General features: G+C 46.1%; 20 protein-coding genes, 1 pseudogene and 1 riboswitch. Of the genes and pseudogenes, 8 read left to right on the top strand and 13 right to left on the bottom strand.

What is annotated here, in order from left to right:
- The first annotated feature begins 11 nt into the window (after window positions 1–11).
- From CWE13_RS07790 to CWE13_RS07810, 5 genes are all read left to right on the top strand, one after another.
- On the top strand, window positions 12–1,811 hold the full coding sequence (locus CWE13_RS07790; RefSeq protein WP_126807487.1) for an ExeM/NucH family extracellular endonuclease: 1,800 nt from the start codon (window positions 12–14) through the stop codon (window positions 1,809–1,811).
- Window positions 1,812–1,929: 118 nt separating this feature from the next.
- Window positions 1,930–2,403: a Dps family protein gene (locus CWE13_RS07795; RefSeq protein ID WP_126807489.1), complete on the top strand. Its 474-nt coding sequence runs from the start codon at window positions 1,930–1,932 to the stop codon at window positions 2,401–2,403.
- A 173-nt stretch (window positions 2,404–2,576) separates the two neighbouring features.
- Entirely contained in the window at window positions 2,577–3,497 is a 921-nt protein-coding gene (trhO, locus tag CWE13_RS07800) for an oxygen-dependent tRNA uridine(34) hydroxylase TrhO (protein ID WP_126807491.1), read from the top strand.
- 135 nt (window positions 3,498–3,632) lie between these two features.
- A complete protein-coding gene (locus tag CWE13_RS07805; RefSeq protein WP_126807493.1) occupies window positions 3,633–4,286 on the top strand; it encodes a potassium channel family protein in 654 nt (217 codons plus the stop codon).
- Window positions 4,283–5,641, top strand: coding sequence for a TrkH family potassium uptake protein (locus CWE13_RS07810; protein WP_126807494.1), 1,359 nt, complete (start codon window positions 4,283–4,285; stop codon window positions 5,639–5,641). Before CWE13_RS07805 ends, CWE13_RS07810 begins: the two co-directional genes overlap by 4 nt.
- Before the next feature lie 3 nt (window positions 5,642–5,644).
- On the opposite strand, the gene CWE13_RS07815 is transcribed toward CWE13_RS07810, so the two are convergent.
- The 9 genes from CWE13_RS07815 to CWE13_RS07855 form a co-directional block, all read right to left on the bottom strand.
- Window positions 5,645–6,331: a response regulator transcription factor gene (locus tag CWE13_RS07815; RefSeq protein ID WP_126807496.1), complete on the bottom strand. Its 687-nt coding sequence runs from the start codon at window positions 6,329–6,331 to the stop codon at window positions 5,645–5,647.
- A 40-nt stretch (window positions 6,332–6,371) separates the two neighbouring features.
- Window positions 6,372–7,538: a sensor histidine kinase gene (locus tag CWE13_RS07820; RefSeq protein WP_126807498.1), complete on the bottom strand. Its 1,167-nt coding sequence runs from the start codon at window positions 7,536–7,538 to the stop codon at window positions 6,372–6,374.
- Between the two features lie 32 nt (window positions 7,539–7,570).
- Complete coding sequence (locus tag CWE13_RS07825) at window positions 7,571–7,828, bottom strand: hypothetical protein (protein WP_126807500.1); 258 nt, start codon at window positions 7,826–7,828, stop codon at window positions 7,571–7,573.
- A 482-nt stretch (window positions 7,829–8,310) separates the two neighbouring features.
- Window positions 8,311–9,666, bottom strand: a complete 1,356-nt coding sequence (locus CWE13_RS07830) for an MFS transporter (protein ID WP_126807502.1) — start codon at window positions 9,664–9,666, stop codon at window positions 8,311–8,313.
- Between the two features lie 11 nt (window positions 9,667–9,677).
- Window positions 9,678–10,469, bottom strand: a complete 792-nt coding sequence (locus CWE13_RS07835) for a phosphotransferase (protein WP_126807504.1) — start codon at window positions 10,467–10,469, stop codon at window positions 9,678–9,680.
- A gap of 26 nt (window positions 10,470–10,495) precedes the next feature.
- Window positions 10,496–11,110, bottom strand: a complete 615-nt coding sequence (gene pnuC / locus CWE13_RS07840) for a nicotinamide riboside transporter PnuC (protein ID WP_126807505.1) — start codon at window positions 11,108–11,110, stop codon at window positions 10,496–10,498.
- On the bottom strand, window positions 11,103–11,357 hold the full coding sequence (locus tag CWE13_RS07845) for a YkoF family thiamine/hydroxymethylpyrimidine-binding protein (RefSeq protein ID WP_126807507.1): 255 nt from the start codon (window positions 11,355–11,357) through the stop codon (window positions 11,103–11,105). The genes pnuC and CWE13_RS07845 overlap by 8 nt, the downstream gene beginning before the upstream one ends.
- A 72-nt stretch (window positions 11,358–11,429) precedes the next feature.
- Window positions 11,430–13,553, bottom strand: coding sequence for a TonB-dependent receptor (locus CWE13_RS07850; RefSeq protein WP_126807509.1), 2,124 nt, complete (start codon window positions 13,551–13,553; stop codon window positions 11,430–11,432).
- 94 nt (window positions 13,554–13,647) lie between these two features.
- Window positions 13,648–13,757: riboswitch (TPP riboswitch) on the bottom strand.
- 139 nt (window positions 13,758–13,896) lie between these two features.
- Complete coding sequence (locus CWE13_RS07855; RefSeq protein WP_126807511.1) at window positions 13,897–15,594, bottom strand: cyanophycinase; 1,698 nt, start codon at window positions 15,592–15,594, stop codon at window positions 13,897–13,899.
- A 492-nt stretch (window positions 15,595–16,086) separates the two neighbouring features.
- Here CWE13_RS07855 and CWE13_RS07860 point away from each other — a divergent pair, with 492 nt between their 5' ends.
- The 3 genes from CWE13_RS07860 (at window position 16,087) to iadA (ending at window position 21,627) form a co-directional block, all read left to right on the top strand.
- A complete protein-coding gene (locus tag CWE13_RS07860; protein WP_126807513.1) occupies window positions 16,087–18,861 on the top strand; it encodes a TonB-dependent receptor in 2,775 nt (924 codons plus the stop codon).
- Between the two features lie 105 nt (window positions 18,862–18,966).
- Window positions 18,967–20,442, top strand: a complete 1,476-nt coding sequence (yfcC, locus tag CWE13_RS07865) for a putative basic amino acid antiporter YfcC (protein WP_126807515.1) — start codon at window positions 18,967–18,969, stop codon at window positions 20,440–20,442.
- 3 nt (window positions 20,443–20,445) lie between these two features.
- Window positions 20,446–21,627 carry a beta-aspartyl-peptidase gene (gene iadA, locus CWE13_RS07870; RefSeq protein ID WP_126807517.1) on the top strand — a complete coding sequence of 394 codons (1,182 nt, stop codon included), beginning with the start codon at window positions 20,446–20,448 and terminating at the stop codon, window positions 21,625–21,627.
- Between the two features lie 3 nt (window positions 21,628–21,630).
- Here the strand turns inward: iadA and fre are convergent, their stop codons facing one another.
- The 4 genes and pseudogenes from fre to CWE13_RS07890 all read right to left on the bottom strand — a co-directional run.
- Complete coding sequence (gene fre / locus CWE13_RS07875; protein WP_126807519.1) at window positions 21,631–22,332, bottom strand: NAD(P)H-flavin reductase; 702 nt, start codon at window positions 22,330–22,332, stop codon at window positions 21,631–21,633.
- Between the two features lie 3 nt (window positions 22,333–22,335).
- Window positions 22,336–23,808 carry a 4-hydroxy-3-polyprenylbenzoate decarboxylase gene (gene ubiD, locus CWE13_RS07880; RefSeq protein ID WP_126807521.1) on the bottom strand — a complete coding sequence of 491 codons (1,473 nt, stop codon included), beginning with the start codon at window positions 23,806–23,808 and terminating at the stop codon, window positions 22,336–22,338.
- A gap of 388 nt (window positions 23,809–24,196) precedes the next feature.
- Entirely contained in the window at window positions 24,197–24,715 is a 519-nt protein-coding gene (locus tag CWE13_RS07885) for a hypothetical protein (protein ID WP_126807523.1), read from the bottom strand.
- 5 nt (window positions 24,716–24,720) lie between these two features.
- Window positions 24,721–25,503, bottom strand: a pseudogene (locus tag CWE13_RS07890) (RHS repeat-associated core domain-containing protein); the annotation flags it as partial.
- Window positions 25,504–25,611 lie beyond the last annotated feature (108 nt).

Here is a 25,611-nt window from a genome sequence, read left to right on the forward strand (position 1 = left end):
ATAACAAACTTATGAACTTTAAATTACTGAGCTTTTCTGCAGCAAGCATTGCGGTTCTTACCTTGAGCGCTTGTTCTGGCACGTACAGCTCTTCAGACAGCGGCGATATCATTGCCGAGCAATGTGCAAGCCCGACCGCTGGCCTCGCGCAATTAGCAGCGCTTGCGCGCAGCGATGAGAATACTAGCGTTACAGTGAACGGCGTGGTGCATGGTGTTTTCCAGGGTGAACACCAGCTTCAAGGTTTCTTTATTCAAGGCGACGACGGTGCAGCTTTTGTACCCGATAGCCCATTAATTGGCGAGGTTGTTGAAGGCCAAAGCATTCAAGTAACCGGTAATATCGATTCATATTACGGCGGCTGGCAGCTAACCAATATTAGCGATTTCGCTAACTGCGGTACTGCCGAAATTAAAACGGTAAATGTAAGCCTACCATTGCAGCAAAATGAAACGCTGGATAATCATTTACTCCAACGCGTTTCTCTCGATCACGATATGGTGGTTATTGGCAATTATCAGCTTGGTCGCTTTGGCACCCTAGATATTGCCACCGAACGCTTATGGACCGCCACTCAAGTTGAACAGCCAGGCCCTGATGTTTCCGTTAGAACCAGCTACAACAATGCGCGCCGTTTAGTGCTCGATGATGGCTCGTGGGTAGAAAACCCAGAGGTTGTGCGCTACCCCACTGGCGGCCTCAGCATGGCTAATCCCGTTCGTGGCGGTGATGAAGTGAGTAATATTGAAGGCATATTGGTACGCGTTGGCAATAGTTACCATATCCAACCTGTGATAGATCCAACATTCCAACAAAGAAACCCTCGTACTGATGTTCCTGAATTACCTGAAGGTGATTTACGAGTGGTTGCATTTAACGTGCTCAACTACTTTAACGGCGATGGCCAAGGCGGTGATTTCCCAACGCCTCGTGGCGCAGCAACGCCAGAAGAGTTCGAACGCCAGCGGGCGAAAACGTTAGCGACTATTGTTGCCTTAGATGCCGATATTTATGCGTTAATGGAAATGGAAAATGATGGCTTTGGCGAATTTAGTGCCCTTGCCGACCTAACCCGCGGCTTAAACGATACGGTTTCAGGCTCGCCATACTCGTATGTGAGCGCTGATGCTGATCAAGTTGGCGGCGATGCCATTACCCAAGCCATTATTTACCGCAATGATCGGGTTGCACCTAAAGGTGACGCGCAATGGACCGAAGAAGGCCCGTTTAGCTGGGGCAGCCGCCCGCCACTGCTGCAAAACTTTAGCGTAAATAGTACTGGTAAAGAAATTGCAGTTGTAGCCAATCACTTTAAATCGAAAGGCAGTTGCCCAAGTGAACGTAATGACGCAAACGCCAATCAAAACGATGGTCAAGCGTGCTGGAATCAATTGCGCGTTGAAACGGCTGAAGCGTTAGTGAAGTGGCTTGCTAGCAATCCGAAGGATTTAAGCCATAGTAACTACATAGTGCTTGGTGATTTTAATGCTTACAAGATGGAAGATCCGCTTGCCGCTCTAGCCGGTGCCGGCTTCCCGAACCTAGCCAACTACTTCGACACCGATGGTTACTCGTATGTGTTTCGGGGTGAGCAAGGAAGTTTAGATCACGTATTAGTGCACGATTCAATTTGGGATGCTGTTCAAGGTATGGCGCATTGGTACATTAACGCCGATGAACCAATTGCCTTCCAATATCCAACCCGTGGGAAAACTGAACAACAGCAAGAGCAGTGGTATGCGCCATCGCCTTATCGTTCTTCGGATCATGATCCTATCATCACGGTAATTGATTCAGCGCAACTACATTGATAAAAACGAATGGCACAATAGATAAGTATCGTTAGTAATCTCCACGTAAGGTGGTAGTGTTGTTAGCATGAACGATGGCGTTAGGAATTTTTTTAACGCATGGGAAAGGAGTAAACATATGCAACAGTTAAATGTTATTGGTTTGGAAGCACAAGGTGCGAAAGCGCTGGCTGATAAACTGAACCAACTCTTGGCAAACTACCAAGTGTTTTACATGAATGTTCGCGGTTTCCATTGGAATGTGCGCGGCGAACGCTTTTTCGAACTACATGTAAAATTCGAAGAAACCTACAACGATTTATTATTGAAGATCGATGAAGTAGCAGAGCGCATTCTTACCTTGGGTCAGCGCCCCCGCCATGCTTATTCCGCGTATCTTGAGCAAAGCAATATCGCCGAAGCGAAAGATGTGCATGATGGCCGTGAATGTGTAGAAAATATTCTGCAAAGCTACAAAGCGGTAATCCAACTACAACGTGAAATTTTAGCTGAAGCGGCAGAGCTAGGCGACGAAGGTACCGTTGCCTTGATGAGCGATTACATTTCTCAGCAAGAGAAAACGGCTTGGATGCTTACTTCATATTTAGGCTAAGTCTCGAATAAATACCCATTTGAAAGCCACGGTTTGCAAACGCTACCGTGGCTTTTTTGTTTAGGTTGAAGCCTAGCGAGGCGATTTTTTATTCGCTATAATGCGCCCGCGTTTTTACACGCACCCAGTTAACCGCACTGAATTTACGATTCAGCCAGCCGAAGGAAAAAGTGATGCAATATATTTGTGCAGCGCTCTATAAGTTTGTAGAGCTAAATGATTATGAAGAACTCCGCCAGCCGTTATTTGATGTAATGGCTGAAAATGAAGTAAAAGGCACCCTTTTACTCGCCCGCGAAGGTATTAACGGCACTATTTGTGGTACCCGCGATGCGGTGGATAATGTGCTCAACTGGTTGAAAAGCGATAGCCGCTTCGCCGATCTCGAGCACAAAGAATCACCTAGCGAAACCCAAGCTTTTTACCGCACCAAGGTTAAATTGAAGAAAGAAATTGTAACCATGGGCCTCGATTGGGTAGATCCTAAAAATATCGTGGGCACATACGTGGCGCCGTCAGAGTGGAACCGCATTATTAGCGATCCCGAAGTATTACTTATCGATACCCGCAACGATTACGAATATGCCGTGGGTACATTTAAGGGTGCTATTAACCCGAAAACAGAAACATTTCGGGAATTTCCCGAATACGTAAAAGAGCACCTCGATAAAGAAAAGCACAAGAAAGTAGCCATGTTTTGTACCGGTGGCATCCGTTGTGAGAAATCTACGGCATACTTGAAAGAACTTGGCTTTAACGAGGTGTATCACCTACACGGCGGTATCTTAAAGTACCTAGAAGAAGTACCCGCCGAAGAGAGCATGTGGGATGGCGAATGCTTTGTATTCGACCAGCGTGTAACCGTGAAGCATGGCTTAGAGCAAGGCTCTTATGACCAATGCTACGCTTGCCGCATGCCAATCACAGAAGAAGAAATGCAATCAGAGCAATATGAAAAAGGCGTAAGCTGCCCCCATTGTTTTGATAAAACAACGCCAAGCCAGAAAGAACGCTTCGCCGAACGCGAGAAGCAAGTTCAACTCGCCAAAGCACGTGGCGAAAAGCACATTCGTGATGGCCGCTTGGAAGGTTAGTTAACGCCAAATAACGACCGATAGAAACCTCGAGCTTTTCTGAAGCTCGAGGTTTTTTTATGGAAATTTTACACCTTCGAATCGCGTTACCTCTTAAAATAGTGAGTATCTAATATGATTTAAAGAGGAAGAATCATGGCGTATTTTGCAGTTATTGGCCTTGGCCGATTTGGTACTACTACTTCGTTGGAACTTATGCATCTTGGGAATGAAGTGCTCGGTATTGATATCGACCCGAAAGCAGCCGAGCCTCTTGCAGAGCGCCTATCACAAACTATTATTGCCGATGCCACCGATGAGCGCGCACTTAAAGAACTAAATCTTGGTAATTGTGATGGGATAGTTGTAGCAATTGGTGAGGATCTACAAGCCAGTTTATTGTGCACGCTAAACCTTTTAAATTTAGGAATTCGTTGCCTATGGGTTAAGGCGGGCGATTCCGCGCATCACTCTATTCTCAGTAAGTTGGGCGTGCGCAATATTGTTCACCCCGAAGAAGAGATGGGTATTCGCGTAGCACAATCGCTAAACTACCCAATGGTCAACAGTTACATCGGATTAGGACACAACACGTACATTGTGGATGTAAATATCACAGAGAAAATAAGCTCTAAAACTGTAGGGCACCTGCGTAAAGCAACAGGAAACCAAGTAAACATTCTACTAGTGAAACGCGACATAGAAATGTTTCATCATCCAGACGATAATTTTGCCCTGCAGAATAAAGATCACTTAGTTTTAGTGGGTGCTCGGGATGTGCTAACCAAACTTGGGCCGTTGTTGAAATGAATAGCCGCTATATTGCTCTGCACCCTAAAGTTAACCATAGCCGCAAGAAGATTCAGCTCAGCCCACCCACGATACTAGCTTTAGGGTTTGCAGGATTGATTGTTATCGGTACATTTTTATTAATGTTGCCGATGTCTGCTAATTCCAACATTTCACTACTTGAAGCAGCTTTTACTGCTACCTCAGCAGTTACGGTTACCGGGCTAGTTGTTGTTGATACCGGCACTGATTTCACCATGTTCGGGCAGCTCATTATTGCTTTGCTAATTCAAGCCGGAGGCCTTGGTTTAATGACCTTCGCTATTGTTGCGCTGATAGCGATTGGTGGGAAAATTGGTTTTCGGCAACAGATCATTGCTACCGCGGCGTTTAATCAAACATCGTGGGCCACCGTGGTACAAACGGCGAAGGCGGTAATTGTTTTCGCTTTAATCGTTGAAAGCGCGGGCATGCTTATCTTATTTTTGCGGTGGTTGCCTGAGATGGCCTGGCAACAAGCATTATTTCATAGCTTCTTCTATGCAATTTCAGCCTTTAATAATGCCGGATTTGCTCTCGATGCTAACAGCTTAATGCCGTATGTCGGCGACCCCACGATTAATATCATTATCACCGGCTTGTTTATTACCGGTGGATTGGGATTCGGTGTGTGGATGGATATCTGGCAACAGCGACGCTGGAGAAAGCTCAGCATTTACAGCAAAGCATTGCTTACAAGCGTGGTATTGATCAACGTTTTCGCCATGCTAATTATTTTTATACTCGAGTTAGATAACCCAGAAACTCTGCGTTCACTAACATCATCGGAGCAATGGTGGGCGGCATGGTTCCAAGCAACCACAACTCGAACCGCAGGCTTTAATACTATCGATATTAGCGCTTTGGAAGACAGCACAACCACTTTAATGCTGTTGCTGATGTTTATTGGTGGTGGTTCATTAAGTACCGCCAGCGGTATTAAAGTAATGACATTTATCGTGTTGGTTATGGCAACTTACGCTTATCTGCGCCAGCGTGATGAAGTTGTTTTATTAGGCCGCACTATTCCACGTAACACGGTTCGTAAGGCACTGGCGCTAACCTTAATATCTGTAGCGCTCATCTGGATAGCTATATTTTTACTTACGGTTCTTCAGCATCAACCATTTTTAGATGTTGTGTTTGAGGCGGTATCCGCATTTGGAACGGTAGGTTTATCGCGAGGCCTCACCGGCGAGTTATCTGTATTCGGGCAAGTGCTGATTATGGTGCTCATGTTCGTTGGTCGCTTGGGCCCGCTGACTATGGCTTATTTTCTTGCTAGCCCTAAACCTAAGCACTTAGGTTACCCTGAGGTAAAAGTACCGATTGGTTAATCGTTATAAAAGCTTGAGCCGATAACCTACAGCTTGTTCGGTGTGGATATAATGATGGTCGTGATCAAATTCACGGCAATCTAATTTACGGCGTAAATGGCTGATAACGATACGGAGATAATGGCTATCTTCGGCGTGTGTTGGTCCCCAAATATCACACAGCAATTGCGTTTGCGTAACTACCCTTTCAGGCGCACGAGCGAGCGCTTCAAGCACTTGGTATTCCTTACGAGTTAGTTCAACTGGCTCACTATTTAGGGTTACTAAACGAGCGGCGAAATCGATGGTTAAAAGTTTATCGCTTAGCTGCTCAGCTACTTGAACTACTTTTTTATTGCGGGTTGCTGCACGAATTCTCGCGCACAGCTCACCTACATTAAACGGTTTTGTAATGTAATCGTTTGCGCCTGCGTCGAGTGCCGCAATCTTTTCTTGCTCGTGCTCTCGCGCCGAGATCACGATGATAGGTGTATCAACTAGCGTTCGAATAAAACGCACCAGCGATTTCCCATCTTCATCAGGGAGCCCCAGATCGAGAAGAATGCAGGAAAACGCTGTGCTGTTCAGCCACTGCTTCGCCGCAAATGCACTTTCAGCCTCAAGCGCTTGATAGCCTTCGCTATGAAGAGCAATTTGTAACATTCGGCGAATATTCGCTTCATCTTCAACAATTAGAATTTTACTGCTCACAACGCCTCTACTTACCACCCGATTCAATGATGATGCACGTTCATTTATTCTCGTTTCTATGCATTGGTAAGTCGATTATAAACCGCGCTCCCATTGCGTATTCTGTATCCACTTTTAAAGAGGCCCCGTGAGCACCTAGCATACCTTTACTAATCGCAAGCCCCATTCCTCTCGGCGAACTCTCGTTAAGATTCGAGCTTCTTGAAAAGAACATCGTGAAAATGTACTCCTCTTCACCGGCGGGTATTCCTGGGCCTTCATCTTCAATTTCTATTCGCAGCGTATCAGCAGTTATTAAATAAGAACGAACCCGCACGGGAATATTTACCGGCGCGAAACGACAACAATTTTCCACAATATTGAAAAGGGCTTGTTCGATCAATGCCGCATGAACATACAAAAGCGCATCATGATCATGCAGAACAACATCAATTTGAGGAACATGACGATATTCATTATTATCTAATCGAACGGGGTATCGGGCTAACCGTTTAGTTAAAGAAGCAATAATATCGCCTAGCGTTACCCAATCTCGCTGTAATTCAAGCTCGCCGTAACCCAACCGGGTCATATCAAGAAGGTTTTGAATATATTTATCTAGCCGCTTCGTTTCCATGTAAATACCGCTAACCAGCTCGTGCTTGTTGTCATCCGAAAGCACGCTTTGCTTATCGCGAAGCATTTCAGCAGACCCCATAATGGCACTCAGCGGAGAACGTAAATCATGTGAAACTGACGACAAAAGCGCGTTTTTTAACTGCTCCATTTCAGTTTCTAACTTTGCTTTGCGCAAAGATTCTGTTGTTATGATCTGCTTCCGAATTAATGATGCAGCGGGTGCCACCAGCAAGCTAAAAGCCATCATAAAAACTAACGTAATAATATCGTCTTGGGAGTCCACACGAAATGTAAATTGCGGGCTGGTAAGAAAGAAGTTAAAGCTCAAGAAGCTTATAATTGCCGTGGTGATCGCCGCAACTAACCCTCCCTGAACACCCACGAAAACAATTCCTGCAACATATAGTAATGAGATGTTGCCAATCGTTAGCCAAGGTAAAAACAAAGCTCCCAAAAGGGTCGCGATAACAACCCATGCCGCTCCTGCCGCAATCGCTTGTGGTGTGCCTTGTATCAAAGGAAAATAACGTTGCAATGACGGCTCCAGTTCATCAGAGGTAATCGGCAGAAACAATTGTGCTTTTATCAAGAATGGCCGCAGTTTTAGCAGAACTATTCTACCTATTCACTCATCGGCTTCTTCCGCTCCATTTCTTGCCGAAGAATTCTTTTTGTAGCGTCAGATTTATCATCAATGTAGCGAATAAATAGTTCGAAAATTACGTATAAAGCCAAACCTAATGCAGGCGCACCCGCCAAAAATGTACCGATAATGATAGTTGGTAACGTGGCAATATTTATTGGTCTTTTTAGGTTACGAAGTTCTAGCCAATACTCTTTATACATACTCACAAAAGCAGCTTTTTTACTTACTTCCACAATAAACCCATCCATTTGATAGTTGTTTTGCTAACTATGACACGAATCCTATGCAATCAGAATGCTTAAATCGCTCGGTTTGCTAACGATAAAAAACCTATGCTAACTTGATAGTACATTTGGTAGTAAATATTTTCGCCGTACTGAAAACGATTGTATTCAAAATAACTGGAGTGACATTAATATTGCTAAATTAAGGAGCACATAATATGGAATTTGTACCATTCGCATCAGGGGTGCTACTCATATCACTTCTCATCTTTTTAACACTATTACCGTTATTGGTGTGGTCATTTTGCCAAGAAGCACCTCGGCCATCATGGCAGTTAGCGATAGCGTTTATTCTCTGCCTTTTCCTGCCGACACTAGGCGTTCTCTTTGTTTTGATATATGTACTCAACATAGTGATTACACATAAGGCGCGAGTGAGGAATAAGTTGAAAGTTTCAAACTCCTGAGTACTTTCGAGAACCAGTTAGGCACTATTCATCGGTTACGTTCGGTAACGTAAGTGCGCGAATACCGGCTATTACGCCCACAACAATGAGTAGCACTAGCACAGCATAGGTTCCGGCTAGCTCATCCAGCACGCCGAGCAGCATGCCTAGTAACAGTAAAATACCAATCACGGTATTGCTTACGGCAGTGTATTGCGCCCGATTCTCTTGGTTGGCCATATCAACAAGGTAGGTTTTGCGGCCTACGCGCGCGCCATGATGAGCCACCGCAGCTAGGAATATTAAACCGCCACCCACTAATACTTGGCCAAGCCACGCCTGCGCGGTGAAATCAATAAACAAGGTGAGTGCCATTACCGCCGAGGCCATAAAGGCGGCAGCGGCCATAACATGGTTGCTTGCACTATCCGACCAACGCCCCCAGAAGCGCCCTGCCAACATGCCCGCTAAACCACTAGCGAGTAGCATACCGCCTAAGCCAGTAAGCTCTCCGGCGCTTTGGCGCTGGATCAGCACTACAATATAGGGTATCGAGAACGCGGAAGAAACGAGTAACGCTCGTGTAGCCACAAACTGGCCGAACTGCTTATCTTGCCAAATCAATGCTATCGATTTTATCGCCTCAGTTATCGCATTGCCGCCGCCAGCAGTAGCGCCTGGCGTTTCCGGAATACGCGCATAGCTTATTGCTGCCAGTAGCCACAGCACCGCAGCTCCCGCCAAAAGCGCAATGAAAAGCAAATAACTGCCTTCAACTTCAGGGGCGAATATAATAACCACAGCGGTAGCTAAGGTAAGCACCCCGGCGGTTGTTGCCGCTAAGCCCGTTAGCCTTCCACGGCGAGTTTTCGATATGGTTTTTCCCAACACATCTTTGCTTGCTACCGAGCAGATCCCCCGAGATAAACTAAAAACAATCAGCCATCCGATTACCCACCAACCGAAAGTTGTTGCGCTCGCTTGCCAGCCGAATAAGCCATAATCGCTGAGCATTAAAAAACCTGAGGCCATAAATAACAACGCCAGCGCTTGCCCAACACTGCCCGCAACCCAGAACCATTTTCGCACTGGCCGTTCGCGCATGCGTTGCGCAACAAAAAGCTGGGGAAGCAGCGATAGGGATTCCCGCAAAGGCACCAGCATACTAATGAAAAACGCCGGGGCGCCAACCACAGACAGCATCCACGGTAACACTAAACGCGCACTTACCAGCGAATCGCCCAATTTTGTGAGGGTTAATGATAAGAGGTGGAGCACAAATGATGTGGGCTGCTCGCCGCAGGCTTCATCAGGAATATCTTTGCATACCCGAGCATCTTCATCTTCCGCTAAGAATTGATACATACGATCGGTGATATCGTCCTGCGATTGTTTGCTCATTTTACGCTCCTCTAGCTATCTCCATCATTCGCTAACGCATTCTGCAATGCAAACCAAATGCGATTAATAAGCGCAATAAGGCGTATCCAATCACGCAGCTCCTCACGCGCTACCGGTGTTTCTGTTGCAGAATTGTAGGCTTCTAAAAACACCTCGATTTCATCATCATAAAAATCATTGATAACAATGGTGGAAGCTACATCGAAGCCAGGATGGCCATAACCGGCGTATTCCCAATCAATCACCCGCGGTTCTGGCTCGGGATAAACGTGCTCGGCGTTTAAATCGTGGTGGCAAAATACACGCGGCCCTATTTGCCAAGCCGCAAAAAGTGCTTTGTAACTTTCACAATCTTCGCGCGATTGGGCACCTAGTTCAGGATCTAACTCAGCTAAAGCATTACAGTACCCCAACACCCGCTTCCATAAAGACCATGGCTGAATATCGGGGGTTAGCTGATGAATTTGCTGTTGGATCTTACCTAATTTATGAGCGCGGTCTTGCGGATCGAATATTGCGGCAAGTGGCTCGCTCGATAACCATTCGGTAATCACAACGCCGCGCTCGCAATCAGAAAAAATAATGGCGGGCGCTATGCCAAGTTCCGCCAGTTTGATATCAGTTTCTACAGCTTCGCCGGTTACTCGGCCAAACGCGTTATCATGGGCGTATTGTTTTACTAAAAATCGATGCTCATCATTTTCAATACACCAAGTTGCGTTGGCAAGATCTCTGCCTACCGAACTCGTTTTCCAAACACCATGCACCGGCAAGTGGGCCAGACACCAGGTTGGAAATGCCATAGAATTTTATCCTTTTAGTAGCAGAATTAACTAGGTTGAGCATATGCCAAGTTTCGCTGAAAATCTTGGCGCCAGCGCCAATACCCTATTGCAGCCATTATTACATAAACAACAAATAACAACGCGGTGGCATGATAGCCCTTAACCCAAAAGAGGCCTATATATACTACATCAATCACTATCCAATATAACCAGTTCTCTAAAACCTTTCTGGCTACTAAAAAGGTAGCAAAAAAGCTAAATACTGTAGTGAGGGTATCAATGTAAGCCATATCGGCATTGGTGTAGCGATTTAATGTAAACCCGAGTACTAGGCTTACCGCCACGAGCGCGAGCGCCCAACAGGCATGCCACTGCCAACGAAGCTGGCTTATTTCTAACGTTTTATGAGTGTGCTCTCGGCCCCGCACCCAGCTCCAATAACCGTAGCCAGCCATAATGACGTAGAAAATCTGCAGCACAGATTCCATATATAAACGGCCAGTAAAGAATAAAACCGTGTAGATACTGGCACTAATCGCAGCGGCAGGCCAACACCAAAGGCTTTGCCGAATCGCCAAAATTACGTAGGCAATGGCTAAACAAACGGCTACTAGTTCTGCAGGCGAAGAGAGCGCGAGCAACTCCAATAATCTATCCATTTGGATTTAAATCGCGGTTTATGAATTTACACACCAGAACTTGTGGCGGAATCTGTTGATAAACCCGCTCCAGCTCATCGGTAAGGGTTGTCATCAACGTACGATACTCACCAAAAATCTGCGTGCTCATGGTATTCGTGTTTACGCTTAACTCTTTATGCTCCGCCAAACGCTCCACAAATTCTTGAATAACGGGGCGGTATTCTTCAGCTAACGGATACAAACTAATTTCGGCCGATAATTGCATGGTTATTTCCTTTAATTAGGGTGAGGAGAAGCCCCAGCTCACACATCCAGAGCCTCCCCCCGTACTGCAAATTTAGAAACGGTATCGAGCAGTAATACCTACCCGGCGCGGTTCACCATATTGCACATAGTTTTCAGGCGCATACTCTTTACGCGGATCATTTCCGAAGTAGAAACCACGCGTAGTGTAATCCTTATCAAATAAATTCCGTGCCCATAAGCTGAATTCCCAGTTTTGCCACTGGTAGTTCAAACGCGCATGAAACAACTGATAGCTTTCTGATTGCTCATCATGGCTGTTGGAATAATAGAATTTATCGCGGGCATCCATTTCTAAACGCAAGGTGAGGCCGTCGCGTAATAACAGCTCCGTGCCCAGATTCACTTGATAGCTCGGCGCATGTGCCTGATCGCGGCCCGCCAAGTTAGTACCGTCTTCCAGAACAAGATTATTTAATTCGGTTGCGAGCCAGCCAAGATTTAAAAATGCCCGCAATGAATCGCTTGGTACATAATCAAACTGTGCTTCAACACCGTAATTTTTTCCATCAGAGGCATTATCTAAGTATGAAACAAACACGGCGCTGCGTTCTACATAAGCATTCACTTGCATATCATCACGCCAGCTGTAAAAAGCGTTTAAGTGCACACGCAAGCTATGATCAGGTAAGAAAGCTTTGTAGCCAACTTCGGCACTGGTGAGATACTCCGGCGCGAACGTGGCGCGAGATTCTAAAAACTCGCGGTGATCTTCAAGATTACGATCTTCCACCCGGCCCAACGCTTCGCCATTTACACCACCGCCTTTGAAACCACGCGTAAGGCTAGCGTAAGCTTGCTGCATCGGCGCTAGGCTGTATTCCAAACTAGCACGGCCACCCAAAGCACTATCGCTTGGCGCTGCCGCAATGCCTCGGCTATCTAAATATTGGTTGCTGTAACGTTCCCAGCGCAAACCATAGGTTAAGCGCAAGCGCTCCGTAAGCATCTGTTGCAACTCGGCATACGCTGCGGTGCGTTCGGTATCGTAGGTGCTGGCAAATGGCGCATCGAGATAGGTATATTCGCGCGTTAAATCTTGCTCACGCTGTTGAAAGTAAGCACCCACTAACCAATCAGTTTGCACACCAAACAAGCTAATCGGGGCAGCCGAAAGTAGGCGAGATTCCAGCTCTAATTGATCACGCTCGCGGAAATAGGCATCAGAAGAATTGTATTCCCAATCGGGGCGAATACCCTCAAACGCCCAATCTTCATCAAAGCTATATTCCGAATCAGCCTGCAAGTAGCTCGCAAATAGCTGCCATTCATAAGCCGTTGCACCGGTATAAGTAGCCGCTATTCGGCCCGCATGGCTATCCAAAGTATCGCGGCCGGGCGTATCTGAAAGGGTTTCACGGGTGCGATCTAAACTAAACGCATCGTAGCCATTATCGATATCAAAACGATGATAAGTAAGCTGCAATACCCAATCATCGGTTACGTCCCAAACCCCGTTCAAACGCAAGGTTAGTTCATCAATATCTTGAGTATCTTTACGATTAAGGTGTATGTTCTCGATAAAGCCATCGCTTACATTCGAGTACAGCGAACCACGCACCGCCAAGTTATTGGTAACGCGATTACCAAAGGCAACGCCCGCCGCATACGAATTATAATTCGCCCACATGGTTTCTACCTGGCCCGATGGTGCATAGGTAGCTTCTTCACTTTGCAAATACACCATACCTGCCATGGCATCAGCGCCAAAACGAGTGCTTTGCGGCCCACGGAACACTTCAACTTGGCCGATATCAAATAATGTGCCGGCAGCCCCGAGGCCACTGTAGTTGATACCATCGATAACCAAGCCTACTGAAGGATTAATAGGATCAACAAATTGGCTGCGCTCGCCAATACCACGAATTTGAATAAAGCTAGCCCGTGAAGCGCCCGAAGCTAGATTCACGTTCGGTGCCATCATTAAGGCTGATTCTATATGCGCAGCGGCACGGTTATTCAAATCATGGGCAGATAAAACGGAAACGCTGGCGGCTACATCTTCGATGCCACGGCTGCGGAAATCGCCAGTAACCGTAATGCGTTCAATATCTTTTTTAATATCTGTAGATGATTCTTCAGCAACTGCAATAGAGCTCACAGAAAGTGCTGTAGAGAGTGCGGTAGCAACCGCGAGGGAAGTTCGAGTAATTTTCATTTGGGATCTCTTCTTTTAATAATGCTTTAAAGATGAGATCCGGTTAAACGTTGTATTGGTGAGATTATTGGCACTGTTTCGAGTTCGCCAACAATAGATGCTGATTACCAATCCCTACGCCAGTATTAACCGGATCAGGTACAAAGAGTTCACTACGTATCTCAGCCATCGCTTATAAAAAGCTAGGCACCCCTTTGGTAATTGTTGTCAGTTATTCACTGCAACGCCGCGCAGTATAACGAATGCGCGGCTCTTTGCAAGCTTCGTTATTCGCTTCGAGATTTATCATCACCCCAGTCAATCGATTGTTAAGATCTGTTTTAAGGTAAGCTCTCATTAGCGATTAATCGTCTTCGACGGCAAAATGTATGATTCCGTTTACCACCTCGCATCCATCCTTTTCATTTGCTGTTCGCGTAAACTGATCAAACGCAAGCAAAACACTAATACCGTTGTATTCTTGGAAATAATGGGCTGGTTCAGATTCGGGAGCACACGCTTGTAAAGCTGATGTGATCGAACGGTCACGCAAAAACTGGGAACTCCCAGAAGCTCCCGAATCTCCTTGAGCTTGAGTATTAAATGCGATTTCTACGATGCCATCTTCCTTGGAAAATTTTCCACTCGTTCCGTTACGTAAATAACTAAAACGCGCTAACAACCCTGTATCGGTGCGATCCGGGTGTGCTTGCACAAACACACCATGCGCTCCCTGTACTCGAAAATCTCCGGAATACGTATTTACAAGTAAAGCCGTAGTTTCATCAACTCCTACCGCGAATGGGGCTTCAGTAGCGATTTGTAAAGCGAGCAAACGCCCTTGCCGGCCTCGCTCAGAAAAATGCGTATCAAGAATGCCGAATGGAAATAAATCTAAACCACCCTCTCGGTTATAGGTTAGGCTATCGGCAGATACCGCAGGCTTACAACTATCAAAGCGAGCACAATCAGCTGCTGGAGGTTGCGTCATGGCGAATGCGCCTTCGCGTAAACCTGCGTCACTGCTTCCATTAGTGATCATTGGGTTACCAGACATCACCGCAGTTCCCGCGCTTGTGCCTCCGGCGATCATTTGCCCAGAAAAAACACGAGCACGAATGGAATTTAACCAATTTGTGGGGCTTCCATCAGGTTTGAAAAAGGCCTGCCGTGTTAACGATTGATCACCACCATTGATGAAAACCCCATGGGCTCTCTCAACTAGATCTAATAAGGATTCGGGATTTTCACAGGCTCTCTTTTGTATTTCAGCAAGCCACGGGTAAACTCGCTCACGCGCGAAAGATTGTTGATATTGTCCACGATATTCAGGCAACGCATCACATTCATTTGCTGCCACCGCGTGGCCGAAAGCAGCATCAATGGGTAACCACTCAGCACTGACCCCTTGAACTCGAAATGTTTCCAAGTAGAAATCTACCGCATCAAAGCTATCTCTCCCTGAAGCAGTAACAACCAATACTAATGGTTCCTGATTCTCAGCTTCAGCTAACTGTCTCGCTCGGTTTGCAAAAGTTAAAAATAGATCTGCGCCCTCAGGCTGCTTACTTAAATCCGGGCGACTGACTTCAGGAGCATCTTGCGCTTCGGAAGCCTGCAGATGATCACGAATTAAATACCATTGCGGAGTAGTAATGTCACGCCACAAGTTCGGATAAAGTTCACGGAAAAAAGCGCTAAAATCTGACATTGTCGTCGAATTGTCGGAAAACCTTCGCTTTGCAGCGTTCAACATTTCTGCCGTTTTTTGCCTCGTTTCCGAACTACCCGACCAGTTGCTTTCAGCCAAAATCCGTTGAATATTTTCCTCGCGAAAATCAGCATACGTAATTGTGCGCATAGTGGCTGAATCAATCCAACTTTCATCGGAGCACCTTCCCGCGGAGATACTTGAGCAAGTGTTCATCGAGCCACCGACCAACATTAAATTCCACTCAACTTTTTCGACATTTCCAGCGCTAGGTTCCGCTTCCGCAACTACCGTGAAAGTGAAAATAAATAATAGGGATAACAACCATTTGAATCTTTTTACAACAAACATATTCCTCACCAATCGGGGCTATATTCATAACCAATAAATTTATTTAAGAATGGTTTACAAAAAATTCACTTTGTTGACACTAAAAAAAACTAATGCTAAACCATATGTAAAGCCAATGTTGCAATTCGCTCGCTGGCTCTCTATTATTTATAGTTACAACTCACTCGGAGATAGCGCAAGCTTTTTAAATTATGCTGAAAAAAGCGATACGTTTATCAACCTACCACTATCAGAGTTTTTACCTCTCGGAGTGGTGGAACGAATAGGAACCCAGCTAACAATCTCTGTTTAGCTGCGGCGGCCTTGTGTCCATCGCCCAAATACTTCGCACGATTAATTAAATTTATTTTAATTCTAAATCTAAGCTAAGAATCGCCCGGAATCCCGGTTTTTGGGGTTAATCCGTTCGTATTCAGGCTATTCGCATCGAACTGGAGTTCATCCTCCAATTGTTCGAGTGCGCAAACTAATAATTAAAATCTGAGGTCTTTTATGAAGAACCGGAAACTACAACTGCCTTTGCTAGGCTTTTCTCTATCCGCATTAACACTTGCGATGGGGGGAGCTCTAGCGAACGAAGAGGACGAAAACACCACCCAAGAAGCGGAATCGAACGAAAAGGTTGAGCGTATTCAAGTAACTGGCTCCCAAATTCGCGGCGTTGATCTTGAGGGCGCACAACCGCTAATCACTATCGGTTTCGATGATATTCGAAACTCTTCAGCTACCACTGTTAGCGAATTGCTACGCGATGTAGGACAAACCCGAGGCGGTGAAGGCAGCTTTTCAACATTTTCTAGCGGCGCATTACAAGGCGATTCTCCAGTTGGCCAGGCAGCCGCTTCACTTCGGGGATTAGGTGCCTCATCCACTCTAACCTTGATAAACGGCCGCCGGGTTACGGGTAGTTCATTTGCAAACAACTTTGAAAATTTTGTTGATATCAACTCGATTCCGCTCTCGGCTATTGAGCGGGTTGATATTCTAGCTACTGGAGCTTCGGCCACTTATGGTGCTGACGCCATAGCTGGTGTAATTAACTACGTTCTACGTCGAGATTTCGAAGGCGCAGAAGTTAATATCAGTTACGGAAATTCAGAAGCAAGTTCAAACGATGGCAAGCTCAACGTTAACGTAATTGCCGGCAAGAACTATGGTGACACCAACATTACCGCATTTTTTGACTATTACGACCGCGAGCCTCTATACGACCGCGATAGATCTCGTACAGCAAATAGTTTCTTTCCAAGCCAACAAGGTATCTACCCTAGTTGGAATACCCGTTTCTTTGATGACGATGATTATGTTGAAGCAACCTGCCCAGATGATTTAAGTAAATCTGGTGCCTTTGGTGAATATTGTGAATACAACCAAAATGCCGTAATGCCTACGTACACCGCTTTAGAATCATACGGTGCTGGCATAATGCTAACCCACGAATTCGATTCGGTGACTTGGTTTAACGAACTTATGTTTTCTCGTACAGAAGCCTCGAGCAACTCAACTGCCGCACCATGGAGTGGTTACGATGTTTCGTTTGAACACCCGGATATGCCTGCTGAACTTCGCGATCGGTTCTTAGATTTATGGGATTCAATTGGTGAAGCGCCATTGGGCGAAATTCGTGGTTGGGGCCGATTTGCCGATGGCAGAACTATTAGCAATGAAACCGAAAGCCTACGTTTAGTTTCTGGATTGGAAGGCAACTGGGGAAGTTGGTTTTGGGAGGCAGCAGCGACCTACTCTGAGTCCAGCTCTGAGCAGCGCGCTATTGCAGGAATATACAACCGCGCGCGGTTTGAAGCAGCCCTTTTGGGCGAATTATGTGCTGATGGCACCACAAACTGCGCACCTGACGAAAACGGCTTGTGGTACAACCCGTTTGGCGGCCAAGCTAATAATTCTGAGCAGGTTCTTGGTTTGTTAGAGGAGCAATTACCCCGAAACGGTAACTCGAAATTATACGGTATTGATTTTCGCACTTCCGGTGATCTCTACGAAATGCAAAACGGTATCCTTTCTGCCGCATTCGGCGTTGAAGCTCGCCGTGAAGAGATTTCTGATAACCCGGATCCACTCGCGCGCGGCACGTTCGAGAACAATTATATGCCTGGTGTAATTGGATTCGGTTCAACGGGGGCGCAAGCGAGTCGTGACCAATGGGCTGCATTTGCCGAATTATTTATCCCAATTACTGAACGCTTAAATGCTCAAGTGGCCGGCCGTTATGATTATTATGACGATTTCGGTGGTGAGTTTAATCCCAAAATTGGTTTGCGCTACGAAGCTTCCGATGAGCTTGTTGTACGCACCTCTTGGGCGCAATCATTCCGAGCACCATCCTTAAGCCAAGTTGGTGCAGAAATTACGCTGAGTTCGTTTAATCTTGAATGTAAAGAGGCGTTCCGCGGAAATTATTGTGGCGATACTCAAATTGAAACAAATATCCTTACCAAGGTATTTGGTAACGAAGATCTCGAAGCAGAAGATTCCGAATCTTTCAGTGCTGGTTTTGCCTGGAGCCCTAATCGCGATATCACATTCACGGCTGATTACTGGCGTTTTGAACACAACAATATTGTAGGGGTAGATGGCGAATTTATGCTGCTTCGCAGTTTATCTGATCCGAGCTTGCGCTTCTGTGGTGAGTTACCGGCAAACGTTAGCCAAGGTATCGGTTTTGAAGAGTGTGATGAGAACGGTGTTGGTATTGTAACTAGCCGTCTAGCTGGAGATGTTCATCTTCAGCTTGAAAACCTAGGCAAACAAACGACCCAGGGTGTCGATTTAACCTACACCCAATACTTTGAAGTTGATGGTATTGCCAGCTTCACTTGGTTGGTAGATTTCACGCATTTACTCAACTTCGACCGCCAACTTTCACAAAACGCGGAAGAAGAAGCCCTCGCTGGTAGTTTCCGCTATCCGCGCACTGTCGTAACGAACACCTTACGTTGGGATCGAGAAGAATGGTTTGGTAATTTGCGCGTACAATACACCAGTGGCTATGACGACGATATCGAAGCGTTTCAACAATCCGACCTCGATCGCTTAGGTATTAGTGCCAATCGCAAAGTACCAAGCTGGACGAAAGTGAATGCAACCGTTGGCTATGAAATAAGCGAAAACATTACACTTCGTTTCAACATCGAAAATCTGTTTGACCGTCAAGCGCCCTTTGCCTATGGCACAAGTGCGAACGTTGATCATTTTAACCACGATACCATGGGGCGCTTTTATCGCTTAAGCGCTACGTATCGGTACTAAGCTAAAAGGTTAGAAAATAAACACCCTAGAGCACTAAAGTTCTCTAGGGTGCTTTAATTTAGTACCCTATCATAAAGCAAGATGCCACTTTTAAGTGAGAGTTCTATGCAACAACAACAGCGGCGAATGCCCGATACGTTCGTTATTCTTTTCTTCGTGGCACTTCTTGCTGCTGCGCTTTCATGGTGGATTCCCGCAGGCGAATTCAGCACGGAAATAGTAGAACGAGAAACGCCTACAGGCGTGCAAGAGCGCGAAGTTTTAATAGCTGATTCGTATCGAATAGCTCCGCAAGAAGGTGGCTTTAGATGGTTCGCTGAGGGTGGTGAAATAGGCCTTGCCAATATTCCATTCGAAGGGATGGTTTCTGGTTCAAAGTGGGGTGCCGCGATTGGCGTAATGGCCTTTATTCTCCTTGTCGGTGGCTCGTTTGGAATTATCGTAAAAACCACAAGCATCGAACGCGGCATACTCGCGCTAATACATCGAACGCAACGCTATGATCAACTATTCTTGATTCTACTTTTCTTAGTCTTTTCGCTAGGCGGGGCCGTTTTTGGAATGGGTGAAGAGGCCATAGCTTTTTGCTTGGTATTGCTGCCGGTAATGACAAAGCTCGGATACGATAAAGTTACGGTAGTTTTAGTAACCTATGTGGCCACGCAAATAGGTTTTGCTACTTCTTGGATGAACCCATTCAGTGTTGCCATAGCCCAAGGGATTGCCGAAGTTCCATTACTTTCGGGTGCAGGTTTTCGTATGGTGGTATGGCTATTGCTTACAACCATCGGGATTGCCTATACCCTGCGTTATGCGAACCGCACGCGCAATCGAGACGCCGTGAAAAGTTTAATGCCAGCGGAATCAATCAATACCAACCCGGAAAATACGGATGAGTTGCGCCAACCATTCACTACCCTTGATACCGTAATTCTGAGCGTTTTCGCACTCGGTATGGTTTGGGTAGTTTGGGGCGTGGTGGCTCGCGGATATTACATACCCGAGTTAGCTAGCCAATTTTTTGTAATTGGCATTGTTATCGGCTTATTGGCTGTGTTTGGTAATCGCTTTCGAGCGAATGATATGTCCGAAGCTTTTGTAAAAGGTGCTCAAGATCTATTGCCGGCGGCACTTATCGTGGGCTTTGCAAAAGGTATCATTCTTATTCTCGGCGGCGGCGAACCCGATGCACCCTCGACGTTGAATACTCTACTTTACTACGCAGGCTCGAGTTTATCGGGAATGTCGGAACATGTAGCCGCAGTGAGCATGCTGTTGTTTCAGGGCGGTTTTAACTTCTTCATGACATCGGGTTCCGGGCAAGCCGCACTCACTATGCCCATTATGGCACCCTTATCAGATTTAGCCGGTGTGAGTAGGCAAACTGCAATACTAGCCTTTCAACTTGGTGATGGCTTAACCAATATTATCGTTCCAACATCTGCAGCACTGATCGGGTGTTTAGGCGCGGTAAAATTAGATTGGGCGTCATGGTTAAAAGCTATTTGGCGTTTTCAAGTTCTACTCGGTGTTTGCTGTATCGCAATTATGCTGGTAGCCGTTATTACAGGATATAAATAACTAATGCTTACTTTAATTAAAGGGGCCGAAGTTTACGCGCCCGAATACCTTAATCGTAAAGATATCCTTATCGCTGATGGCCGCATCGCTGCCATTGCGGAAAACTTGGAAATCGACATTTCAGGGGTGGAGATTGAAACTGTTGATGGTAAAGGTTTATATGCCTTTCCTGGCTTTGTAGATCCGCTTGCACATATCACTGGTGGCGGTGGTGAAGGTGGCTTTCATACTCGTACCCCAGCAATGGAATTGACCGATGCTTCGATGTTCGGTGTTACCACTTTGGTGGCAGGTTTAGGTACCGATGCGACCACTAGAACATTGCCAGATATGCTCGCAAAAGCACACGGGCTCTGCAACGAAGGGCTTAGCATATATTGCTATACAGGTTCTTATGAAGTTCCAATTCGAACTCTTTTAGGCTCGGTGCGCGACGACATAATGATGATCGATAAGTTTATCGGCGTTGGCGAAGTGGCGATTGCTGATCATCGAGGTTCGCACCCAACGGTTCATGAGTTGGCTCGGATAGCTGCCGAGGCGCGAGTAGGTGGAATGCTCAGTGGTAAACGCGGCATTGTATTTCTTCATGTAGGTGAAGATGAAGACAAGCTAAATTTAGTTCGAAATGTAACTGAGAATTTTGCGGTTCCCATCACTCAGTTTTATCCAACCCACATGAACCGCTCGGCCGAGCTGCTTCGTGATGGCTATGATTTAGCTAAAAAAGGTATGGTAATGGATGTAACGGCTAGCACTACACCAGAACTATTAGCTCAAGGGGAATTAAGTGCGGCGGCGGCATTAGCACAAGCTTTGCAGGATGGTATTGCTCACACTCAAATAAGTTTTAGTTCTGATGGCAATGCAAGCCTTCCCGATTTCGATGAAAGCGGAACATTAGTTGGGCTACAAGTGGGTCAAGTGCGTTCGGTTTACGATGCCTTTGTAGAAGCGGTTAACAGTTACGATATCGATATTTCAATTGCTTTGCACGCGGTTAGTTCAAACGCTGCGCGCTACCTCGGGCTAAAAAGAAAAGGTGCGTTAGCTGCCGGAGCTGACGCTGATATCGTTTTGGTGAAGCGTGATAGCCTAGCGATTGATTCCGTTTGGGCTAATGGAAAGCGCTTAGTTGGTGGAGGGAAAGCTCTCGTAAAATCTACGTTTTATCGAGAGCCATAACGGTTAGATATATGCCAAGGCATCGCCAAAGAGCTGTTCTTTAGGCAGGCCTTCGGCGTTAAACGCATCGCGCGCCACTCGAACCATTTCAAAACGGCCGGCTATATACACATCGTAGTCGGTCAGGTTTTTCACAGTTTCTAGCACCGCAGGAATGAGTAATCCCTGTATTCCTGGCCAGCTTTCGTTATTCACTTCCTCGGCCACCGGCACATAGTGAAAACGCGAATCACCTGCTGCCAGTTGTTGCAGCTCTTCATGCATGTATAAATCACTGGCCTTGCGCCCGCCCCAAAATAACGTAATCGGCCGCTTATTATCACTGGCCAAGTGCGCTTGTAAAATCGACCACGTATATGAAAAACCGGTACCACCGGCAACCAGCAACAACGGCCGCGTACTGCCCGCGAGATAGCCGGCATCACCGCTTGGTAGATTGATAGTAAGTTTGCCCTCAGCTCGAATTTTTTCAATAACTTCCCAAGCGTAGGGGTTTTCTGCCGTAGCACCAATATGCAATTCAACGAAATCAGTTTCCGCTGGCGTGGAAGCTATCGAAAAAGGCCGCATATCGCCTTCGCCCATCACCACCATTAAATACTGGCCTGGCACAAACGAAATAGGTTCTGGCAATTCTAGCTCTACCAAAAATACAAACTCACTAACCGCTTCACAGCGGCGTACCTTACTATCAAATACTGGCATAAATTAAGAATCCAAAATTCCGAGGTCGTCCCAAAGATCATCAATACGTTTTTTTACGTTCTCATCCATTATGATTGGCGTGCCCCACTCGCGATCGGTTTCGCCCGGCCATTTATTGGTGGCATCGAGGCCCATTTTTGAACCGAGGCCAGAAACCGGCGAAGCGAAATCAAGGTAATCGATTGGCGTATTCTCAATCATTACCGTATCGCGTGCTGGGTCCATGCGCGTGGTAATGGCCCAAATAACATCTTTCCAATCGCGAGCGTTTACATCGTCATCGCACACAATAACAAACTTGGTGTACATAAACTGCCGCAAGAAACTCCACACACCGAGCATTACGCGCTTGGCGTGCCCAGGATATGATTTCTTCATGGTTACTACGGCCATTCGGTAGGAACAGCCTTCCGGCGGTAAATAAAAATCTACAATCTCTGGAAATTGCTTTTGCAAAATGGGCACAAACACTTCATTCAAAGCCACACCCAAAATTGCTGGTTCATCGGGTGGCCGGCCGGTATAAGTGCTGTGATAAATTGGATCTTTACGGTGAGTAATATGCGTTACCGTAAACACTGGAAATTCATCTACTTCATTGTAGTAACCGGTGTGATCGCCATACGGCCCTTCCGGTGCAGTTTCGCCCGCTTCAATATAACCCTCAAGCACAAATTCTGCGTGCGCTGGCACCTGCAAATCATTGCTTAAGCATTTCACTACTTCGGTTTTGCTATCGCGCAACAGCCCGGCGAACGCGTATTCCGATAAGGTATCGGGCACCGGCGTTACCGCCCCTAAAATAGTAGCCGGATCAGCACCGAGCGCTACCGCAACCGGAAAGCGTTTGCCCGGATTTTGTTGGCAAAACTCACGAAAATCCAAGGCACCACCACGGTGGCTGAGCCAACGCATAATCAGCTTATTCTTCGCAATGAGCTGCTGCCGGTATATCCCGAGATTCTGACGTTTCTTTTGCGGCCCACGAGTAACCGTGAGGCCCCAAGTTACTAACGGTGCCACATCACCTGGCCAACAATGCTGAATTGGAATATTGTTCAGATCTACCGCATCACCTTCAATCACCACTTCTTGGCAAGGAGCCTTCTTCAATACTTTCGGCGCCATACTTAACACTTTCTTCAGCAGCGGCAATTTGCTCATGGCATCTTTAAAGCCAGCCGGCGGCTCGGGCTCTTTCAAATACGCTAAAAGCTTGCCTACATCGCGCAATGCCGCAACATCGGTTTGCCCCATACCCATAGCAACCCGCTCTGGGGTGCCAAAAAGGTTGGCAAGCACCGGAATATTATGGCCTTTCGGGTTCTCAAAAAGTAGCGCAGGGCCGCCCGCTTTCAGGGTACGGTCGGCTATTTCCGTCATTTCTAAATACGGATCGATCTCTTGAGAAATGCGTTTTAAATCACCACGCGCTTCAAGTTGCGCAATAAAGTCACGTAAATCACGATATTTCATGCAAACTGCCAATTCAGTGAAGAGTAAATGAAGTATATCAGTTTCGCCGCAGCAATCATCCGCCAATGTTTCAGCGAAACACCAAGAGTTATGTTGCGAACGTTATCAAAACGATAGGATTAGTGATACATACGTGGCGGGCGAGATTAAAGTTTTCGGCAAATACCTATCGGGGGCTAATCTGAATTATCTACCGTCAGTTGAGTACGCAAAACAGGCGATATAGAAAACTGAAACTTCATTGAAACTGTAATGCCATTTCAGGGAAATGGTCAGCGGCACCAGAACCCGCTGGCAGTATCCAAGCGGTCGAGTCCATCGTAGCTCATCGTCATGGAGTTGTCGCTGATAACCCCATCAGTGATACTCGTGATTTAACCGTACTCCATTAATTCACGCTGAGAATCTCGCTGTTTCTTATTTTGATAAAAGTCATATTTCCTTGAATCCTGCCTTTATCTAAAAACACCCAATATAGCTCTTTATCTCTGGAGTCTTGTCGCAAAAAAAGTACAAGCGAGTAGTCATCTTTGCCTATTTCAAGTTCAGCTGTATTAATAGGATGAGAGCCGCTCATTTTCGATTGTGTTCGATTTGCGAAGACGTCTGATAAGTACTCACGCACATCCTGTGGCGCTGCAACACCATCAATTGTAACCATGGACTGTGGATTTCGCAGTTCCGTTATCACGTAGTGAAAAAGGAAATATCGGCTAGTAAGCTGGAGCGAAAAGGAAATGACAATTAATGTAATCATATAAGGGGCTAATTTCCTTACTGGTCGCAATTTCCTATTCTGGAAAGAATAAGTAAAAAGAGTCAAAAAAATTAAAAACAAAAATGCGACAAAGATAAAAAAAATTAAAAACTTACTAAAGCTTTCTATCATTAATTGTGAAAAACTCATAAAGACTATTGCTCCTGATTTTCGTTTTTTACACTTATAGGAAGAACCCAAGTACGAATGATGTTACCCGATGCATGAAGTGGAGCTCTGGGGCCAGCGGCTACTCCAAAACCTACGTATCCCTCACCCGCTATGGAAGTACCTGACAAAAAACCCGCACCGACCGTGGTTAACCCTGCATAGCCTTCTAAATCAGTGACATAACTTGCATTGTTCTTGTGACTCCAACATCCACTCCAGCATTTGGCGTGCCGCCTCCTCCACCAAGCAAAAAAGTAAAACTCTGACTCTCTTCCAGCTGAGTCAATATACTTATACGAATTATTATTCCCATACGCATACCGATTGAACATCATCGGATTACTGGCGCTGAACCCAACCGGGTCATTCGAATAAAACCGGCCTATCACTGGGTCGGAATACCGTTGCTGCATATACGTTAGCTGAAAATCATCATCTTCCAAGTGGCCGGTGTAGCCAGGTTGGTTATCGTTCGGTTGGTTATTGGAATGCCACGCAACTAACTGGTCACCTAAGTAAATATAGTCGGTTATCGCACCATTCTGAATCGTGCTGATTAACCTGCCTTGCTGGCTATATAAACTATAGGTTTTGCTGCCACTGTTATTTTTCATGATGCGGCGACCATGGCCATCGTACAGGTAACTAATACTGCCGGAGCCTGCGAGCCTACCTGCGCGGTTAAACGTGAAACTGCGTGTGCCGTTGTTCTCTACATTACCCCGCGTATCGTAGCTAAACGAGCGGTTTAATGCGCCAGTTACGTTGGTTAAACGATTAGAGGCTCACTTCCGAATTCCGCCATAACGCTTTAGCTCTTCTAACACAATAATCATTATTGCACAGGTAGATTACTATAATTCTTAGATTAGTTC

This window comes from Aliidiomarina shirensis (assembly GCF_003987345.1).
Classification (GTDB): Bacteria; Pseudomonadota; Gammaproteobacteria; order Enterobacterales; family Alteromonadaceae; genus Aliidiomarina; species Aliidiomarina shirensis.